The 16095-nt window shown below is 39.3% G+C and carries 14 protein-coding genes; 5 read left to right on the forward strand and 9 right to left on the reverse strand.

The features are described from left to right. Positions 1-3: 3 nt before the first annotated feature. From HY063_14555 to HY063_14575, 5 genes are all read right to left on the reverse strand, one after another. Complete coding sequence (locus HY063_14555) at positions 4-735, reverse strand: SAM-dependent methyltransferase (protein MBI3503008.1); 732 nt, start codon at positions 733-735, stop codon at positions 4-6. A gap of 75 nt (positions 736-810) precedes the next feature. Then, entirely contained in the window at positions 811-1326 is a 516-nt protein-coding gene (locus HY063_14560) for a low molecular weight phosphotyrosine protein phosphatase (protein ID MBI3503009.1), read from the reverse strand. A gap of 135 nt (positions 1327-1461) precedes the next feature. Continuing rightward, positions 1462-2892, reverse strand: a complete 1431-nt coding sequence (dnaA, locus tag HY063_14565; GenBank protein MBI3503010.1) for a chromosomal replication initiator protein DnaA — start codon at positions 2890-2892, stop codon at positions 1462-1464. A 151-nt stretch (positions 2893-3043) separates the two neighbouring features. Further along, a complete protein-coding gene (locus HY063_14570; GenBank protein MBI3503011.1) occupies positions 3044-3991 on the reverse strand; it encodes a metallophosphatase in 948 nt (315 codons plus the stop codon). After that, positions 3966-4736 (reverse strand): 5'-nucleotidase C-terminal domain-containing protein, encoded by a 771-nt coding sequence (locus HY063_14575; protein MBI3503012.1) that lies wholly within the window; start codon positions 4734-4736, stop codon positions 3966-3968. The genes HY063_14570 and HY063_14575 overlap by 26 nt, the downstream gene beginning before the upstream one ends. 59 nt (positions 4737-4795) lie before the next feature. On the opposite strand from HY063_14575, the gene HY063_14580 reads away from it, so the two are divergent. Further along, on the forward strand, positions 4796-5200 hold the full coding sequence (locus tag HY063_14580; protein MBI3503013.1) for an acyl-CoA thioesterase: 405 nt from the start codon (positions 4796-4798) through the stop codon (positions 5198-5200). Here HY063_14580 and ribD read toward each other — a convergent pair. Continuing rightward, the gene (gene ribD, locus HY063_14585; GenBank protein ID MBI3503014.1) at positions 5184-6218 is read right to left on the reverse strand and encodes a bifunctional diaminohydroxyphosphoribosylaminopyrimidine deaminase/5-amino-6-(5-phosphoribosylamino)uracil reductase RibD; all 1035 of its coding nucleotides are present in this window, start codon (positions 6216-6218) and stop codon (positions 5184-5186) included. The two genes, HY063_14580 and ribD, sit on opposite strands and share 17 nt — an antisense overlap. 116 nt (positions 6219-6334) lie before the next feature. Here ribD and prmC point away from each other — a divergent pair, with 116 nt between their 5' ends. Further along, on the forward strand, positions 6335-7108 hold the full coding sequence (gene prmC / locus HY063_14590) for a peptide chain release factor N(5)-glutamine methyltransferase (protein ID MBI3503015.1): 774 nt from the start codon (positions 6335-6337) through the stop codon (positions 7106-7108). Between the two features lie 64 nt (positions 7109-7172). Further along, the gene (gene ligA / locus HY063_14595; protein MBI3503016.1) at positions 7173-9203 is read left to right on the forward strand and encodes an NAD-dependent DNA ligase LigA; all 2031 of its coding nucleotides are present in this window, start codon (positions 7173-7175) and stop codon (positions 9201-9203) included. A gap of 3 nt (positions 9204-9206) precedes the next feature. Here ligA and HY063_14600 read toward each other — a convergent pair whose 3' ends face one another. After that, positions 9207-12554, reverse strand: a complete 3348-nt coding sequence (locus HY063_14600; protein ID MBI3503017.1) for a SpoIIE family protein phosphatase — start codon at positions 12552-12554, stop codon at positions 9207-9209. Positions 12555-12595: 41 nt separating this feature from the next. Here HY063_14600 and HY063_14605 point away from each other — a divergent pair, with 41 nt between their 5' ends. Together HY063_14605 and HY063_14610 are read left to right on the forward strand one after the other, a co-directional pair. Further along, positions 12596-12820 (forward strand): hypothetical protein, encoded by a 225-nt coding sequence (locus tag HY063_14605; GenBank protein ID MBI3503018.1) that lies wholly within the window; start codon positions 12596-12598, stop codon positions 12818-12820. Between the two features lie 19 nt (positions 12821-12839). Then, on the forward strand, positions 12840-13232 hold the full coding sequence (locus HY063_14610) for a DUF4142 domain-containing protein (protein ID MBI3503019.1): 393 nt from the start codon (positions 12840-12842) through the stop codon (positions 13230-13232). A gap of 97 nt (positions 13233-13329) precedes the next feature. Here HY063_14610 and HY063_14615 read toward each other — a convergent pair whose 3' ends face one another. Both HY063_14615 and HY063_14620 read right to left on the reverse strand, forming a co-directional pair. After that, positions 13330-14277 carry a hypothetical protein gene (locus HY063_14615; protein MBI3503020.1) on the reverse strand — a complete coding sequence of 316 codons (948 nt, stop codon included), beginning with the start codon at positions 14275-14277 and terminating at the stop codon, positions 13330-13332. Between the two features lie 82 nt (positions 14278-14359). Then, entirely contained in the window at positions 14360-16045 is a 1686-nt protein-coding gene (locus HY063_14620; protein MBI3503021.1) for a hypothetical protein, read from the reverse strand. Positions 16046-16095: the final 50 nt, after the last annotated feature.

Below are 16095 nucleotides of genomic sequence, written 5' to 3' on the forward strand. Positions count from 1 at the left end.
TTTTTACTTTCCTAATAAAAATACAGTTGGTCTTTTATTTATATCAGGAAATTTTTCTTTTCTCCATTCTGAAATTGATTTTGTAATTATCATTTCATCTTTTCCGGAAATATCTGAAGCAATACAAAGTAAAATTTCAGAAGAGCATATTGAAAGAATATCTTCCAGCAAATGATTGTTTCTATAAGGAGTCTCAATGAAAATTTGAGTTTGGTTGTTGTGAGAAATATTTCTTTCCAACTCTTTTAGTTTTCTCTTTCTTTCGTTTTGTGATTTCGGAAGATAACCATGAAAGCAAAAATTCTGTCCGTTCAATCCGGAAGAAGCAAGCGCAAGAAAGATGGAGGATTGCCCGTAAAGCGGAACAACTTTTATATTTTTTTTATGCGCGAGTTTTACAATTTCACTTCCCGGATCGGCAATCGCAGGCATTCCTGCCTCACTCATCAATCCAATATTCTTTCCTTTCTCTGCCGAAGAGAGAAATTTTTCTATTCCCTGCCCGTCCGGCAGGCGGGCTTTTAAATTGGCATGTTCATTTAGCAAATGAAAAGTTGTTTTGTCAAAATCTCTTTTGTAGCCGATTTTTCTAAGAGAATGTCTTGCGGTTTTTAAATCTTCCACAATAAATTCATCGAGCGCATTTACAGTTTTTTCAAGTGAAGGATAAACATATTCTGAAAATTCATTTTCGGAAATTGGAACAGGTATGAGATATAAAACTCCTTTTATCATAAGCACAAAATGCCAAATGCCAAATATCAAATAAATTCGAAACCCAAAATTCAAAATCTCAAACTAAAATACTATTTATAGTTTTGGGTTTTGTATTTGATTGTTGGAATTTATATTTTGAAGTTTGGAATTTTTCGCATTAACGATTATTGCTTCACAGGCTTTATCCAGCATATCAAAAACTTTTTCAAAACCTTCCGCTTCTCCGTAATATGGATCGGGGACAGGCATATTCAAATCCGGATGAACAAGATTCATAATATAATCAACTTTTAATTTATGTTCACTGTTGAGAGTAAGTTCAACCACTCCATCATACACTTCTGCATCAGCAACAAAAATTTTATCAAAGTTTTCAAAATCATTTTCGCAAATCTGGCGTGCAACCAATTTTGAAATATCAATTCCTCTTTCTCTCGCAATTTTTGTTGCCCGTTTGTCGGGATTTTCTCCTGCATGCCAGTTTCCTGTTCCTGCAGAATCAATTTTCAAATCCAACTTGTGTTGATTGGCTTTGTGTCGGAGAATTCCTTCCGCCAAAGGTGAACGGCAAATATTTCCGAGGCAAACAAATAAAATTCGATTCATAATTTTGATTTTGTCATGCTGAACTTGTTTCAGCATCTTAAATAGATTCCGAAACAAGTTCGGAATGACGCAGCCATAAAACAAAAATAGGAATTAGTTTTCACTAATTCCTATTGGACTTTCCCCGCTACCTTTGTTTTATGACAGATTTATTTTTTTATCCAGTTCCTGAATATAATGTCTGAATTTTTTGTCAGTGTCCATTAAGTTGTTCACCGTTCTGCAGGCGTGTAGAACAGTTGCGTGGTCTTTGCCCCCGCAATGTGCGCCAATAGTAGCGAGTGAAGATTTTGTCATTTGCTTGGCGAAGTACATTGCAATCTGGCGTGCCTGCACTACTTCCCGTTTGCGTGTTTTGGATTTCAACGCTTCAATGGAAAGATTGAAGTAATCGCAAACTACTTTCTGAATATAATCAATGGATACTTCCTTGGCAGTGTTGCGTACAAATTTGTCAATCATCTGGCGCGCGAGTTCAATCGTAATCATTTTTTTATTCAGCGATGCCTGCGCGAGCAGAGAAATCAGCGCCCCTTCCAATTCGCGAACGTTCGAAGTAATGCTGTAGCTGATATATTCCAGCACGTCTCTCGGCAAATCAATTCCATCCGAGTATGCTTTCTTTTCGAGAATCGCAATGCGTGTTTCCAAATCGGGCGCTTGCAAATCTGCGGCAAGTCCCCACTTGAAACGAGAAAGCAAACGTTGTTCGATTCCAACTAAATCAACCGGTGCTCTGTCGGAAGTCATCACAATCTGTTTTTTGTTTTGCTGAAGATGATTAAACACGTGGAAGAAAACATCCTGCGTTTTTTCTTTACCGGTGAAAAAATGCACATCGTCAATGATGAGCACATCAATCATCTGGTAAAAATTCACAAAGTCGTTTGTGTTGTTATTCTGAATTGCGTCAATGAACTGATTGGTGAATCGCTCGGAGGGAACATATAAAACCGTTTTGCCAGGATTCTTTTTCTTGATTTCAATTCCGATGGCATGGGCGAGATGAGTTTTTCCCAAACCAACTCCTCCATATATAAGGAGTGGATTGAAAGAAGTTTCACCGGGTTTATTCGCTACCGCGAAAGCAGCCGAACGCGCAAGGCGGTTGCAATCTCCTTCCACAAAATGTTCAAACGAATAATCGGGATTGAGATTTGATTCAACAGTTACGCGCTTGAGCCCGGGAATAATAAATGGATTTCTGATTCCGCCATTGTTGCTCATGTCAAGCGGCATATTCACCGAAGGATTTTTTACTTCCTTCTTGTTTGTGGCAGGAACTCGGACGGTATAAGGTTTTACACCGTAAATATTTTCCATCACGATGCTGTATTCCAATCTTCCGTCAGCACCAAGTTCTTTACGTATTACTTTTTTAAGAAGAGCCACGTAATGTTCTTCAAGCCATTCATAAAAAAACTGGCTTGGCACCTGGATGGTGAGAATGCTGTTTTGCAGTTTGATTGGTTTTATCGGCTCGAACCATGTTTTGTAGCTTTGCGTATTAACATTGTCTTTTATTATGTCAAGACATTTTTCCCAAGTTTTATCGTACTCTTTTTTCATTTACCCGTTAAAATTTTTTGGAGTTGTATTTTTTTTTCATAGTAAAAATTAATGTATCAACGAACACGCATCAAAAGTAAAAAAGTATTTCAATTGCCAACGCTACATAAAAAATATTTTTTCTGAAAAATATTTTTTACGAAAGTCATTGTCAGTTGGAAGAAATTTTTACCATTGAACCAATCGCATACTTTTTATTTTTCTTGCGGGAGAAAAAATAATCTATCTTACCCAGCTTGATTCCCGCAAATCCTGCCTGCACAATTAAAACTTCTTCTCCATCGCTGTTTTTAATCGAAGTTGGTTTTTCATAGAAGCGGTGCGTGTGTCCTCCTATGAAAATATCTATGTTCTTCGATTGTTTTGCAATCATGGCGTCACTCACTTTTTTGTCTTCGTATCTATCGCCAAGATGCGAAAGCGCAATTACCAAATCGCACTTCAAATCTTTTTTCAGAAGATGAGAGTACTCCGCTGATTTCTGAATCGGGTCAAGATATTTTATGTTGCCATAATTTTTTTTATCCACCAATCCCTGCAATTCAATTCCCAAGCCGAACACGCCAATTTTCAAACCTTCTTTCTCAAAAACTTTATACGGAATAGTTTTCCCATTCATCGCAGTATCCGAAAAATCATAATTGCAGTTGATGAAAGGAAATTGCGCGTGCGGAAGTTGCTTCACCAGTCCTTCAATGCCGTTATCCAAATCATGATTTCCAATCGTGGCGGCATCGTATTTCATTTCACTCATCAATTTAAATTCAAGTTCGCCTCCGAACATATTGAAGTAAGGCGTGCCCTGCCAGATGTCGCCCGCGTCAAAGAGCAAAACATTTTTTTCCTGCGCGCGGATTTTTTTTATCAGCGAAGCCCTTCGCGCAACCCCCCCCATGTTCGGATACTTGGGATCGTTGGCAGGAAAAGGATCGATGTGGCTGTGCTGATCGTTGGTGTGAAGAATAGTGAGTTTAATAAAATCGTCTGCAAGCGCAGCAAAAATATTTTCCGGAAGCGCGCTAAATGCAACGAGCGCTCCTCCGCTTAGAAAAGTTCTTTTCAGAAACTCTCTTCTATTCCACTTTTTCAATTCTCCCATCTTTTTTTACTTTGATTGAATTTCCTTTTTTATTTTCTTCCTGCAAATATTCTATGATTGCATCGCGAAGTTTTTTTCCGATAACAGTTTTCCTGGAAGCATTTGCGAAGAAAGACATATTGTCTCCGCCATTTGCCAAATAATCGGAAGTTACAATCGTATATGATTTCGAAATATCAAACGGTTTATCTCCAATTAGTACATCGCTTGCCATATTGTTTTTAATTTTCATCCGCATTCCTGCAACCGGCATTCCGCCTTTGTTGGCGATGAAGTCGAGAAGTTCTTTTACATCTCCTCCATTCATCTTCAAAATCACAATTTCATTTTCGAAAGGCATCAACTGAAAAATATTTCCGCGCGTTATGTTTCCTTTCGGAAGAGGATTTCGCAAACCACCATTATTCAGAATGCAAATATCCACCGAGCAGGAATCTTTGCAATATTCTTTTGCTTTTTTTAAAGTTGCATCCGCAGTAAAATTTCCTAGTAAACCTTCGGGATTTTCTTTGAATAAATTTTGCTCTGAAACCGCAAGCACTTCATCCATTATTTTTGAGAACTGAATTTTGTAAGGAGCAATCTCAGCGGTAATCAAACTATCGGGTGCAAGTGTGCTGTCAATAGAAACGAATTTATCTTCATACCTTATTATATGGTGATTTGTAGAGCAGGAAGAAAGAAATGCAAAGTAGACAGTTGGCAGTAGGCAGTAGACAAGTAATCGATGTAATCTTCTTTTCATCGGTGTAATCGTAAATAAAATATCTTTGACTAATTTACAATAATTCTCATAGGGAAAATATGTTTTCTTCAGAAGTAAAATTACGGGTGCGCTACGGAGAAACCGATAGAATGGGTTACGCTTACTACGGGAATTACGCTGAGTATTTTGAAGTCGCGCGCGTGGAAGCGCTTCGCGAACTGGGAATGAATTACAAAGAGATTGAAGACAGCGGAATTATTCTGCCCGTTTATACTTTCTCTGTGAAATATTTCAAGCCCGCATTTTATGATGACTTGCTGACAATCAAAACAACTATTCCAAAACTTCCGGAAGCAAGATTGATTTTCGAATATGAAACTTACAATGAAAAAAAAGAATTGTTGAATAAGGCAGAAGTTGTACTTGTATTTATAGATAAGAAATCGAACAAACCAATTGCTGCTCCTGGAGAATTTATTGAGAAGATTAAGAAATATTTCTAAGCACTTTCAGCGAGTCGCTTCCAATTTGTTTTTCCAAAATAATTTTTCCTGAGATTTCCGGAGAAGCAATTCCATCTTTCTGATTCAATTTTTTATTACTTGTAAATACTCTGGCTTCATCCCAAATCCCTTCCTTAATAAATGAATTCAAAAGTTTTGCTCCGCCTTCTACTATGAGAGATTGAATATTTCTTTGATGAAGAACAATGAGGATTTGATTCAAAACGTTTTTCTTAAAATCAATCTCCACGTATTCAAGATTTTTGCTTGAGGATTTCTGTTTAGCTGTAAAAACAATTGTCGAAATTTTTTTATCGAGCAAATGAAACTTAGAAGGAATTTTTAAATCCTTATCAATCACAATCCGCAGAGGATTTTTTCCTTTCACCAGTCGCGTAGTAAGTTTCGGATTATCTGTCAAAGCAGTATTCGTTCCAATCATTATTGCTTGCTCCTCGCTTCTCCATTGATGAACCAACTTCTGAGATTTGAGATTTGAGATTTGAGATTTGAGATTTAAAATTCCCATGTAATTATCTTTTGTCACCGCCCATTTAAGAATAATGAATGGTCTTTTCTTTTCATGAAAAATAAAAAACCTTTTATTTAATTCTCGGCATTGATCTTCAAGAATTCCAACCTTCACATCACAACCTGCAGAAATTAATTTTTGAATTCCTTTTCCTGCCACAAGAGGATTTGGGTCAAGAGTTCCGATGACAACATATTTTAATTTATACCTTATTATATGTTCAGCGCAAGGCGGAGTTTTGCCGAAATGAGAACAGGGCTCAAGGTTAACATATAAAGTAGAATTTTTCAGAAGAGATTTATCTTTTACAGAATCAATTGCATTCACTTCAGCATGAGCTTCTCCGAATTTTTTGTGATAACCTTCACCAATAATTTTTTCATCGCAAACAATCACGCAACCGACCATTGGATTGGGCGCAACTTTTACAAAACCCTTTTGCGCCAGTTCAATGCAACGCTTTATGTATTTTTCATGCGCAATCATCCAAACAAATATACTTACTTTGTAAAGTGAAAATTAAAGATGTCATACAACTCTTTCGCGATGAGTTGAAGAATATTTATTCTGCAGAAGAAATAGAAAACTTTATTTTTTTTTCAATGAATGAATTTCTCGGCTATACGCGCAGGCATTTGCAGTTGAAAGCGAATCAATCGCTTGGAGAAAAAGAAACAGAACGGTTCAAAATAATTCTTTCGGATTTAAAAAAACACAAACCGATTCAATACATTTTAGGTTACACAGAGTTTTACGGATTAAAAATACGAGTAAACGAACACGTTCTGATTCCTCGTCTTGAAACGGAAGAATTGGTTGAAGAAATTTTGCAAGGGACAACGGGCAGGGGACAAGGGATGAATATTCTTGACATTGGAACCGGAAGCGGCTGCATTGCCATTGCGCTGAAAAAAAATCTTCCTGAAGCGACTGTTTCCGCTTTTGATATTTCTGACGAAGCGCTACTGGTGGCAAAACAAAATTCTATTTTGAATCATACATTAATTAATTTCCTGCAAGGCGACATTTTAAAACTCAACAACTCATTCACTCATCAACTCAACAACTTTGATATAATCGTTTCGAATCCTCCTTATGTTCAACAATCTGAAAAATCGTCTATGAGCAAAAATGTTCTGAACTATGAACCTCATCTAGCTTTATTTGTAGATGATACTAATCCTTTACTCTTTTATAATTCCATAGCGGATTTTGCTTTACAGAATCTTTCCCAGAGCGGAAAACTTTATTTTGAAATCAATGAAGCAATGGGAAATGAAATAAAAAAACTTCTGGAGAACAAAGGATTTAAGAACGTAGAAATAAAAAAAGACATGAGCGGGAAAGACCGCATAGCACTAAGCAAAAGGCAGTAGGCAATCAACAGCCAAAAACAATGGCAGTTCATTAGTATATTAGTAGCGATTAGTAAATTAGTAGATGAACAAGGAACAGGCAAGAAAAAAAATAGAGCAACTCTCCAAAGAACTGGAGGAGCATAACTATAAATATTATGTGCTTGCTCAGCCCAGCATCAGCGATTATGATTTTGATATGATGATGGAAGAACTGGTGAAACTCGAAAAAGAATTTCCTGAGCTACTCAAATCAGATTCTCCTTCGCAGCGGGTTGGCGGAACAATCACAAAAGAATTCAAAGCAGTAAAACACGATTATACTTTTCTTTCCCTCAGCAATTCTTATTCAAAAGATGAACTGAAAGATTTTGATGAACGAGTTCGCAAAGGAGTGGCAGGACAAATTGAATACGTGTGCGAATTAAAATATGATGGTGTTGCGCTCGGAATAAAATACGAAGATGGAAAAATGGTTCAGGCCGTTACGCGCGGAGATGGCGAGCAAGGCGATGAAATTACTACCAATGCGAAAACCATTCGGAGCATTCCGCTGAAGTTGAAGGGAAATGATTTTCCGAAAAAGTTTGAAGCGCGCGGAGAAGTTTTCATGACACGGAAAATGTTTGACGCCATCAACAAGGAAAAAGCCGAAGCAGGCGATGCACTTCTCGCAAATCCAAGAAATTCTACTGCTGGAACTTTGAAAATGCAGGACTCAGCAATTGTCGCGAAAAGAAAACTTGATTGCTACATCTACGGCTACTATGGAAAAGAACTTCCGTTCAAAAGTCATTATGAAAGTTTGAAAGATTCAAAGAAGTGGGGATTTAAAACTCCTGAATTTATTTCCAAATGCAAAACAGTGGAAGAAATTTTTGAGTTCATTGATTACTGGGAGAAGGAAAGAAAAAAACTTCCGTTTGATATTGACGGCATTGTCATCAAAGTAAATTCATACGATCAGCAAAAAGTTTTGGGCTTCACCGCAAAATCTCCGCGCTGGGCAATCGCGTTTAAATACAAAGCGGAAGCTGCTGCAACAATTCTCGAATCTATTTCTTACCAGGTGGGAAGAACGGGAGCGATTACTCCCGTGGCGAATCTCAAACCTGTTTTGCTCGCGGGCACAACGGTGAAGCGCGCTTCGCTTCATAATGCGGACATCATTGAAAAGTTGGATGTGCGAATTGGCGATACGGTTTTCGTGGAGAAGGGCGGAGAAATTATTCCGAAGATTACAGGAGTGGATTTGGAAAAAAGAAAAAAGTTGGCAGTCGGCAGTCGACAGTTGGCAAAAACAAAATTCATCACACACTGCCTTGAATGCGGAACGGAATTAAAACGCGAAGAAGATTTTGCCGCGCATTATTGTCCGAACGAATGGGGATGCCCGCCACAAGTTACAGGAAAGATGATTCATTTCACTTCGCGCAAGGCGATGAACATTGATTCGCTGGGCGAAGAAACAATTATTATGCTCTATGAAAAAGAATATTTGAAAAATGTGGCGGACATTTACGAACTGAAAAAACATAAGACAGAACTCGAACAGATTGACCGGATGGGAGAAAAATCCGTAAGCAATTTGCTGAACGGAATCGAAGAATCAAAACAAGTTCCCTTTGAAAGAGTTTTGTATGCGCTTGGAATCCGTCACGTGGGAGAAACGATGGCGAAAAAATTAGCAAGGCATTTCAGAAATATTGACAACCTGGTTAAAGAAAAGGAAGTTGCTTCGCTTGTGGAAGTTGAAGATGTGGGCGAAACTGTTGCGAAAAGCATTATAGATTTTTTCAAAGAGAAAAAACATATTGAACTCATTGAGCGTTTGAAAAAATACGGACTTCAATTCGAATCTCAGTCAACCCAATTAGCTCAATCAACTAAATTAACCGGTCTCACCTTTGTAGTGTCCGGTGTCTTTACAAAATTCTCGCGCGATGATTTGAAAATCGCCATTGAACAGAACGGAGGAAAAGTAGTTGGCTCGGTTTCCGGAAAGACAAATTATATTATTGCAGGCGAAAACATGGGACCAGAAAAATTAAAGAAAGCCGAAAAACTTGGTGTGAAGATTATTGATGAGAATGAATTTGAGAGGATGATAAAATAAATTTTATATCCTTATTCCAACCACCAGCACATCGTCAATCTGCTGGTTTTCGCCCAGCCACTCATCCATAGTGTTTTCAAGAAGAACTTTCTGGCGGCTCATGGGGGTATGCTCGAGCGAGCGCAGCGTATCTTTAAATCTTTTCTTCGTAAATTTTTTTCCATCCTTTCCGCCAAACTGGTCGGCATAGCCATCGGAGAACATGTAAAATGTATCGCCTGCTTCCAATGTAATTTCTTTATCCACAAATGGCCTGTCTTGTCCGAGATAAATTCCAATGGGCATTTTATCGGCATTGAGTTCAATTAATTCTCCTTTGCGAACGAGGTACAACGGATTGTTCGCGCCTGCATAAACAAGTTTCTGCTTCATTTTATTTTCTTCGAGCGAAACTTCCAAGGATACGAGTGACATATCCATTCCATCTTTCTGCTCGCCTTCCTGCCCGGTTTGCCCGAGCGATTTAATAATGCCGCGCTTCATGGCATCGAGCGCATTTGCGGGAGAAGCAAAATGCTTTTCGAGCAGCACTTCGTTCAGCAAGGAATAACCGATGAGCGACATGAATGCGCCCGGCACACCATGACCGGTGCAATCGCAGGCAGCCACAATAAATTTTCCTTCCTTCTCGGCAAACCAATAAAAATCTCCGGCAACAATATCTTTGGGGCGGTAAAGAATAAAACTTTCGGGAAATTTGCTGCGCATGAGTTCGTAATGAGGAAGAATGGCATCCTGAATTCTTTTTGCGTAGTTAATGCTGTCGGTAATGTTTCGGTTTTTATATTCGATTTCTTCTTTTTGTTTTACAATTTCCGCAGTGCGCTCCCGGATAATCGCTTTCAGCCCGCGCGAAGTGTAGGTAACAATTCCCCATACAAATCCAATGGAAGCGAGCACATATAATATGTATGCCCACCACGTTCGGTACCATGGCGGAGCAATTGAAAATTCATATGCGGCTTCGGTGCTTTCCTGATTGAAAATATTTTTTGCTTTCACATGAAAAATATATTTTCCTTCGGGCAGGTTGGTGTAAACCGCTTTTGTTTCGCGCTTCCAGTTGCTCCAGTCATTGTCGAAACCTTCGAGATAATATTGAAAGCGTTCTGCGTTTTCATTGATGAAGTCGAGCGCGGAAAATTCTATGTTCATTGAATTGCTGGAAAACGGAAGGCGTGGAACAAGAAGAGAGTTTTGCTTCAGCGCGCTGATGTGCGTTGAATCAAACGAAGTGCCGTTGAAAATAGTGGAGTCCTTTCCGATGGTAATTTTGCGAATGATGGAAGCAAAAGTTTTTGTTTCGTTCTTATCTTCATTCGCATCGTAGCGGAAAAGCCCTGCAGCTCCGCCAAACCAGGTAATTCCGTTTCCATCGTGATAAATGGAGTGAATAATTTCTTCTGTGTAAGGCATGAACGGAGTTGCATTCCATGAATAAGTTCCGTTTTTTTCTTTGGAGAGAAAACCGAACTCGTATTTATTTTTTTCGGTGTAGTAAGTTTCCATCCATATTTTTCCCGATTGCTTGTCAGGCGAAACGCGGTACACCTGGTGAGTGCCGTCTGCAAACACGGAGCCGAATTTAGTTTCTGGAGAAAATTTTTCGCCTTCGAGTTTATAAATTCCTTTCACGGTAAAAAATAAAACGTTTCCATCTATGCTTTGGAGTTCAACCGTTCCATCGGGAAGACCTGCCGAAGAATTATATTTTGTATAACTGTATGACTGCGTTTCGGAATTTTTTCTTGCGCCAGGCGAATTGTTTCTGAATTTTATTTTGATTACACCGTTGTCGTGCCCGAGCCAAACATTTCCTTCTTTATCTTCTTCCACCGAGCGAACGCTTTCTTTTATTTCGAGAATGCTTCCTTCATCCATCCATTTTGTTCCGTTCCAATAAATGGAAGCAAAGCCGTTGTTAAGTCCAAGAAAAATTCTGGAAGAATCATATTTAGAGCGGTAAAGAATCCATGGACCATAGGGAAAAAGCGAAGAAACTTTTTTGTTGTCATCAATCGTATAAATGTTTCCGCTCGATGCAACGAGCAGCGTGGAATAGTTTCCATTTTTGAATGAAAGAATATCCCAGCACTCTTCGTTGATGGAAGGAATTTTATCAAACGATGCGGAAGAAAGAATGTTTCCGTTCGTTACATTTCCGGGATTCAGAAAATAAACTCCCTGCACTGTTGTGGTGTAAAGCGTGTTATTGTGGCGCGTGATGTATTGCACGGTTCCACCCGGACCATTTTTATCGGAGAAATAAGTGACAGGAGATTTTATGGACACGCGCGAAATTCCGTTGCTGAGCGCAAGCCAGAGGTTGCCCGAATTATCTATGAACTGCGAATAAATAGTTTCATCCTGCAAGCCGATGTCTTTGTTCAGAAAGTTCACCAGATTTCCTTCCGCATCAATGAGCACTGCGCCTTTCGTAACCGTTGCAATAGAATATCCCACCGGAGTTTTCAGCAAATGATAACTCAGGTTCTCGAAAAGAAAAGGGTCAATCTGCGTTGGAAACTGTTCGAGTTTGAATTCTGAACTGCGGGGGGTGGATTTCAGAAGAAACAATCCTTTCTTTTTTGTGCAGAGAAGAATGTCTTCCGAGTTGGCGGAAGGAAAAGGAATCATGGCGTAAATGGTTTCATCGGCAAAGGCATCGCCTCCTTTCACCAGTTCAATGTTATCGCCTTTGATTTCGAGCAAGCCCACTTCGCGCTCGCGAACAAAAATGCGGTTGTTGATTTTGAAAATGCGGTGAAAAGTTTTTGACGCGTGCCACACTTTTATTTCTGTTCCGTTCCAGCGGAAAATTTTATCATCGCTCTGAAAAAAAATTCCGTTCTTAGTTGCCTGCGTGCACCAGATGTCAGAAAAATCACGGTCATCCTTGCTCACGTATTTCAGCAGCGAGCGGTAATGAATGCTTCCCGAAGAATCGGGAGCAAGAAAACCAAAATCTCCGGCAGCGCCTGAAAAAATTTTTCCGCTCTCATCCATGGCAAACGAACGGATGTTGGTTTCGTTGAAGACCTTCATCATGCGCCACGAAACGCCATCGTATTCTAAAATTCCCTGGTTGTTTCCAAAATACATTACGCCCCGCTTGTCCTGCATGATTGCCCAGTTTTGCGGAAGCGCGCGGTATTCTTTGGTGGAATAATTATACAGCGGGTAAAGCCCTTTTTCCCCTATGAGAACTTTGGTTTCCTTTTTGGATTGGCTGAAGGCAAGGGAAGGTAGAAGGAAAAGTGACAATAAAAAATATTTCTTCAGGGGGAAAAACATAGCGGCAAACCTACATAAATTTTTCGTTTCGCAATGGGAAGATTTTTCTTCCGGCATGTTTTTGAACGCATATCCGCATAACTAAAAAATATTTTACAATGAAAACAAACAATGTGAAAACAACTTTTCAAAAAAAGAATCTGAGAAATAATATTTTTTTCTCTGTTCTCTTAGTATGCTCAGTGGTGGCGGGGTTTTATTTATTTTCCGGCAGCAAACAAACCACCAGCGAAGGCAACACTACTATTCTTTCTGCCGGTGATTTGCCCGCTGCCAGCGACAATGATTTTGTAAAAGCCGCTTACGATGGCGGTTTTGTTTGAGGAAAAAATGGGTACGTATGTGGAATCGCATGCCCTCACGCAGCAGGGAAAGGACTTAGGCAAAATGATGCACGATGACCACGCAAAAATAAATGAAGAGATAGAAAGTTTGGCAGACAGAAAACAAATTACGCTGACCAACGGCTTGAGTTCAAAAAAGCAGGAAGTGTATGATAAGTTAGCGGAGAAAAGCGGAATTGATTTGGATAAGGATTATGCTTCGCAAAAGATTAAAGACCACAAGAAAGATATTGATGAATTCAGAAGCGAAGCCGAGAAAGGCAGCGATGAAGATGTGAAACAATTTGCCACCGGAAAAATTGCCACGCTTCAGCGGCATTTGACCATGAGTGAAAATGCACTGGAAGCCATAAAGAAAATTAAGGAAGGCAAACCCACTACGAGCCGGTAAACTTTTTTTCGCGTTCTTTTTTTCAATTGTTGGTTTGTGAAGCCGTTTCAAAAGTAATATTGAGGCAGCTTCTTTTTATGCTTTCGTACTTCGATGTTTAAAAGTGCAGCGTAATTTTCAGTGAGCCGGTGCCGGATCCAAGCCCTCCGTTAATATCGGTGTCGAAACCGAAACTGCTTGCTTTTCCTCCGGTAATTGTTTGAGTGCCCACGCTGGGAGGAGAGCCGCCCACGCTTTCCATGCTCCTTGTGCTTTTTCCGATGGAAGCAACTCCGACTCCCCATCCGTATTCAGCGCCAATAGAAATTTTAGAGAACAAAAAATATTCTGCGCCCACAAACCCGCGCGCGCCAATTCCAAACACAGTTCCCAGCCGCTCATTGGTAATGCGCGCTGCGTTTCCATAGGTATCGGTGGTAATGTTGGAGCCGGTGGAAGTTGCAGTAGTTCCGAAATCGGTAGTAGTTGTTGTGCTCACGCTCACGGGAGTTCCGGTGGCGGCAAGCACGTTGCCGTATTCAAATTTATTTTTCCTGCCGCTGCGCCATAAAATAAATTCATAGCCGTAATAGCCCTGCAGGCGGGTTTTGCCTCTGCGTTTTTCCTTGCCGATTCCTATACCTATATAATATCCGGAGTTCGTCATCACATCTTCGCGCATGGGCGGAACGGCAGGGTAGGTGGAAGGATTGGTAACCGATGCATCCTGAATCATGGCGCTCTGGCTGGCGGAATTAAAACCAATGCGCACATCTGCGCGCAAAGCGGTGTGAGCATCTTTGAACATTTTTCCGGTAACGGTCATGAGCGTGGGGTTGAGCCATGCTGCTCCGGGAGAAGTGTTTTGAGTGGTGGAGCCGCTGAAAAGATTTCCCATGTAATTCATAAACGGCACGGCATCAAAACTGATTGCCCAATCGCCTGAATCGGGAAGAAAGGGTTCGCCTTTGCGCGTTACGAGTTGCGGCTGCGGTGGAAAAGCATCTTGGGCAAACAATGCCGCTGTCATCACTACAAATAATGCTGAAAGAAATATTTTTTTCATAAGGGAATTTTTAATTGAACGCCTGCTCAACGAAACGTTTGCAAATATATTGTATTATGCTAACATCGAATGAGCGCGAACATTACAAGCGAGAAATTTTTTTCCGAAAAGAAATTTTCTGAAACCGGTAAATGAGAGAAATATCGGTGAAGAAACTATCCTTCATTGACATAAATTCATTGACCGATTGAGAATACGCAGTTCCATTGTCATCAATAAATTTTATTTTTCCTAAAAGCCAATACGATTCAACACCTGTTTGAATGCTCATGGAGAAATGATGCGTGAAATCATAGCGCATTCCCCAAAATGGCGCGATAGAAATTTTTTTAAGATAAGATTTTTGTTCTTCTAATGCGGTATACTCGTAGGAATATCTGAGTTTTACAACATAAGGTGGAAATGAAAGAGTATCATTACGAAATTTTTCTTTAACCCTGTCTGTTGTTTCGGAAATAGGATAAACAGCGCCAAGCACATCAAATCCAAAAATGAATTTTAATTTTTTCTTTCCCATTTTATATTCATAGCCCGCGCTCAATCCTTTGCTTGGCTGCCCCGAAAGAGTATAATCTAAATAGGAACTGGTGCTGTCGGTAGAAGAGGCGGTAGAAAAGGCGGTAGAAGGAGGAAAAGAAAAATAGGAATAGGAAATACTGCGAGATATAGAAAAAAAATCTTGGTTATCTCCTCTAAAAACATTTTCATAAAAAAATCCGAATCGTATTGCTGATTTATTAAAAAAATGTTTATAAATAATACGGTAAGTGCTTCTTACCTCATTAATCAAAGAATATCTTTCTTCTTTTTGATAAAGATTATTGGGTGGATTAGGTTGTAGTCCTCTGTATAAAATAGGCGCAATGCCCACGGCAATTTCGTTTTTAATAATAGTGTCGGGTTTCACAGCAGAGCGTGGGCGGTGTTTATAAATTTCCACAGGCATTAATGAAACTCTTGCTCCGAAAAGATTTTGCCAACTCATACTCACCGTTGTTCTGTTCAATTCGGGAATGGAAGAAACATTGGCTCCCACTCTGACTTCATAAAACAAATGCGAGTGTTTCCAGAAGTTTCTTTTGTTTCCCATTCGCCAGTCAACACCCATTGGAATAAAAAACGAACCGCCAAAACTATTTTTGTTGCGCCATATTTCTTGTTTTTCAGAAACACTATCATAAGAAGTGTCGTCATATATGATTTGCTTATCAATAACCGTTTTATTAATACTTATTCCTGCTGTAATTCCAGCGCCTGTATAAAAAGAAAAGTGCCTTGCAGGATTTGTTCTGTAAATAAGCGAACCATTCAACCTGATATTGCGTGAAAAATAAGCCATCGAATACGATGTGTCGTTATGATTAATATTTTTAGTGGTATCATGCGGAGTGGATAGTTCATGAAAAAGAGGAAATGTTGTAAAACAATCAAGCCCTATTCTTAATTCAGTATTTTTTTTATACGCTGTTTTGTCTTTATTCCTAAACTTTATTCCGCTTGAAAGAGATAAGTATGTTCCGGAATATATTGTATTCGCGTATTCATACGAATTATAGTTAGAAAAATTATTTTGTAATAAAACAGAATTAGATGAGAGCGTTTTGAAATCTCCAAGCCCTCCATTATCATTTCTGTAATTATTATCTCCTATTTGAAAATAAAAACCTTCGAGTTTGAATTTATGAATGGTCTTTATAGCAGCAGAATCGCTTTCTGCAAACACAAACTGAACATAAGCAAGAGAAATAAACAAAGCAATTACTTTCATCGGAAGAAAATTATACCAACGAAAGTAAGAAGAAAATATTGCAGCGGCTA

It is taken from the genome of Bacteroidota bacterium, from assembly GCA_016195025.1.
Taxonomy (GTDB): domain Bacteria; phylum Bacteroidota; class Bacteroidia; order Palsa-948; family Palsa-948; genus Palsa-948.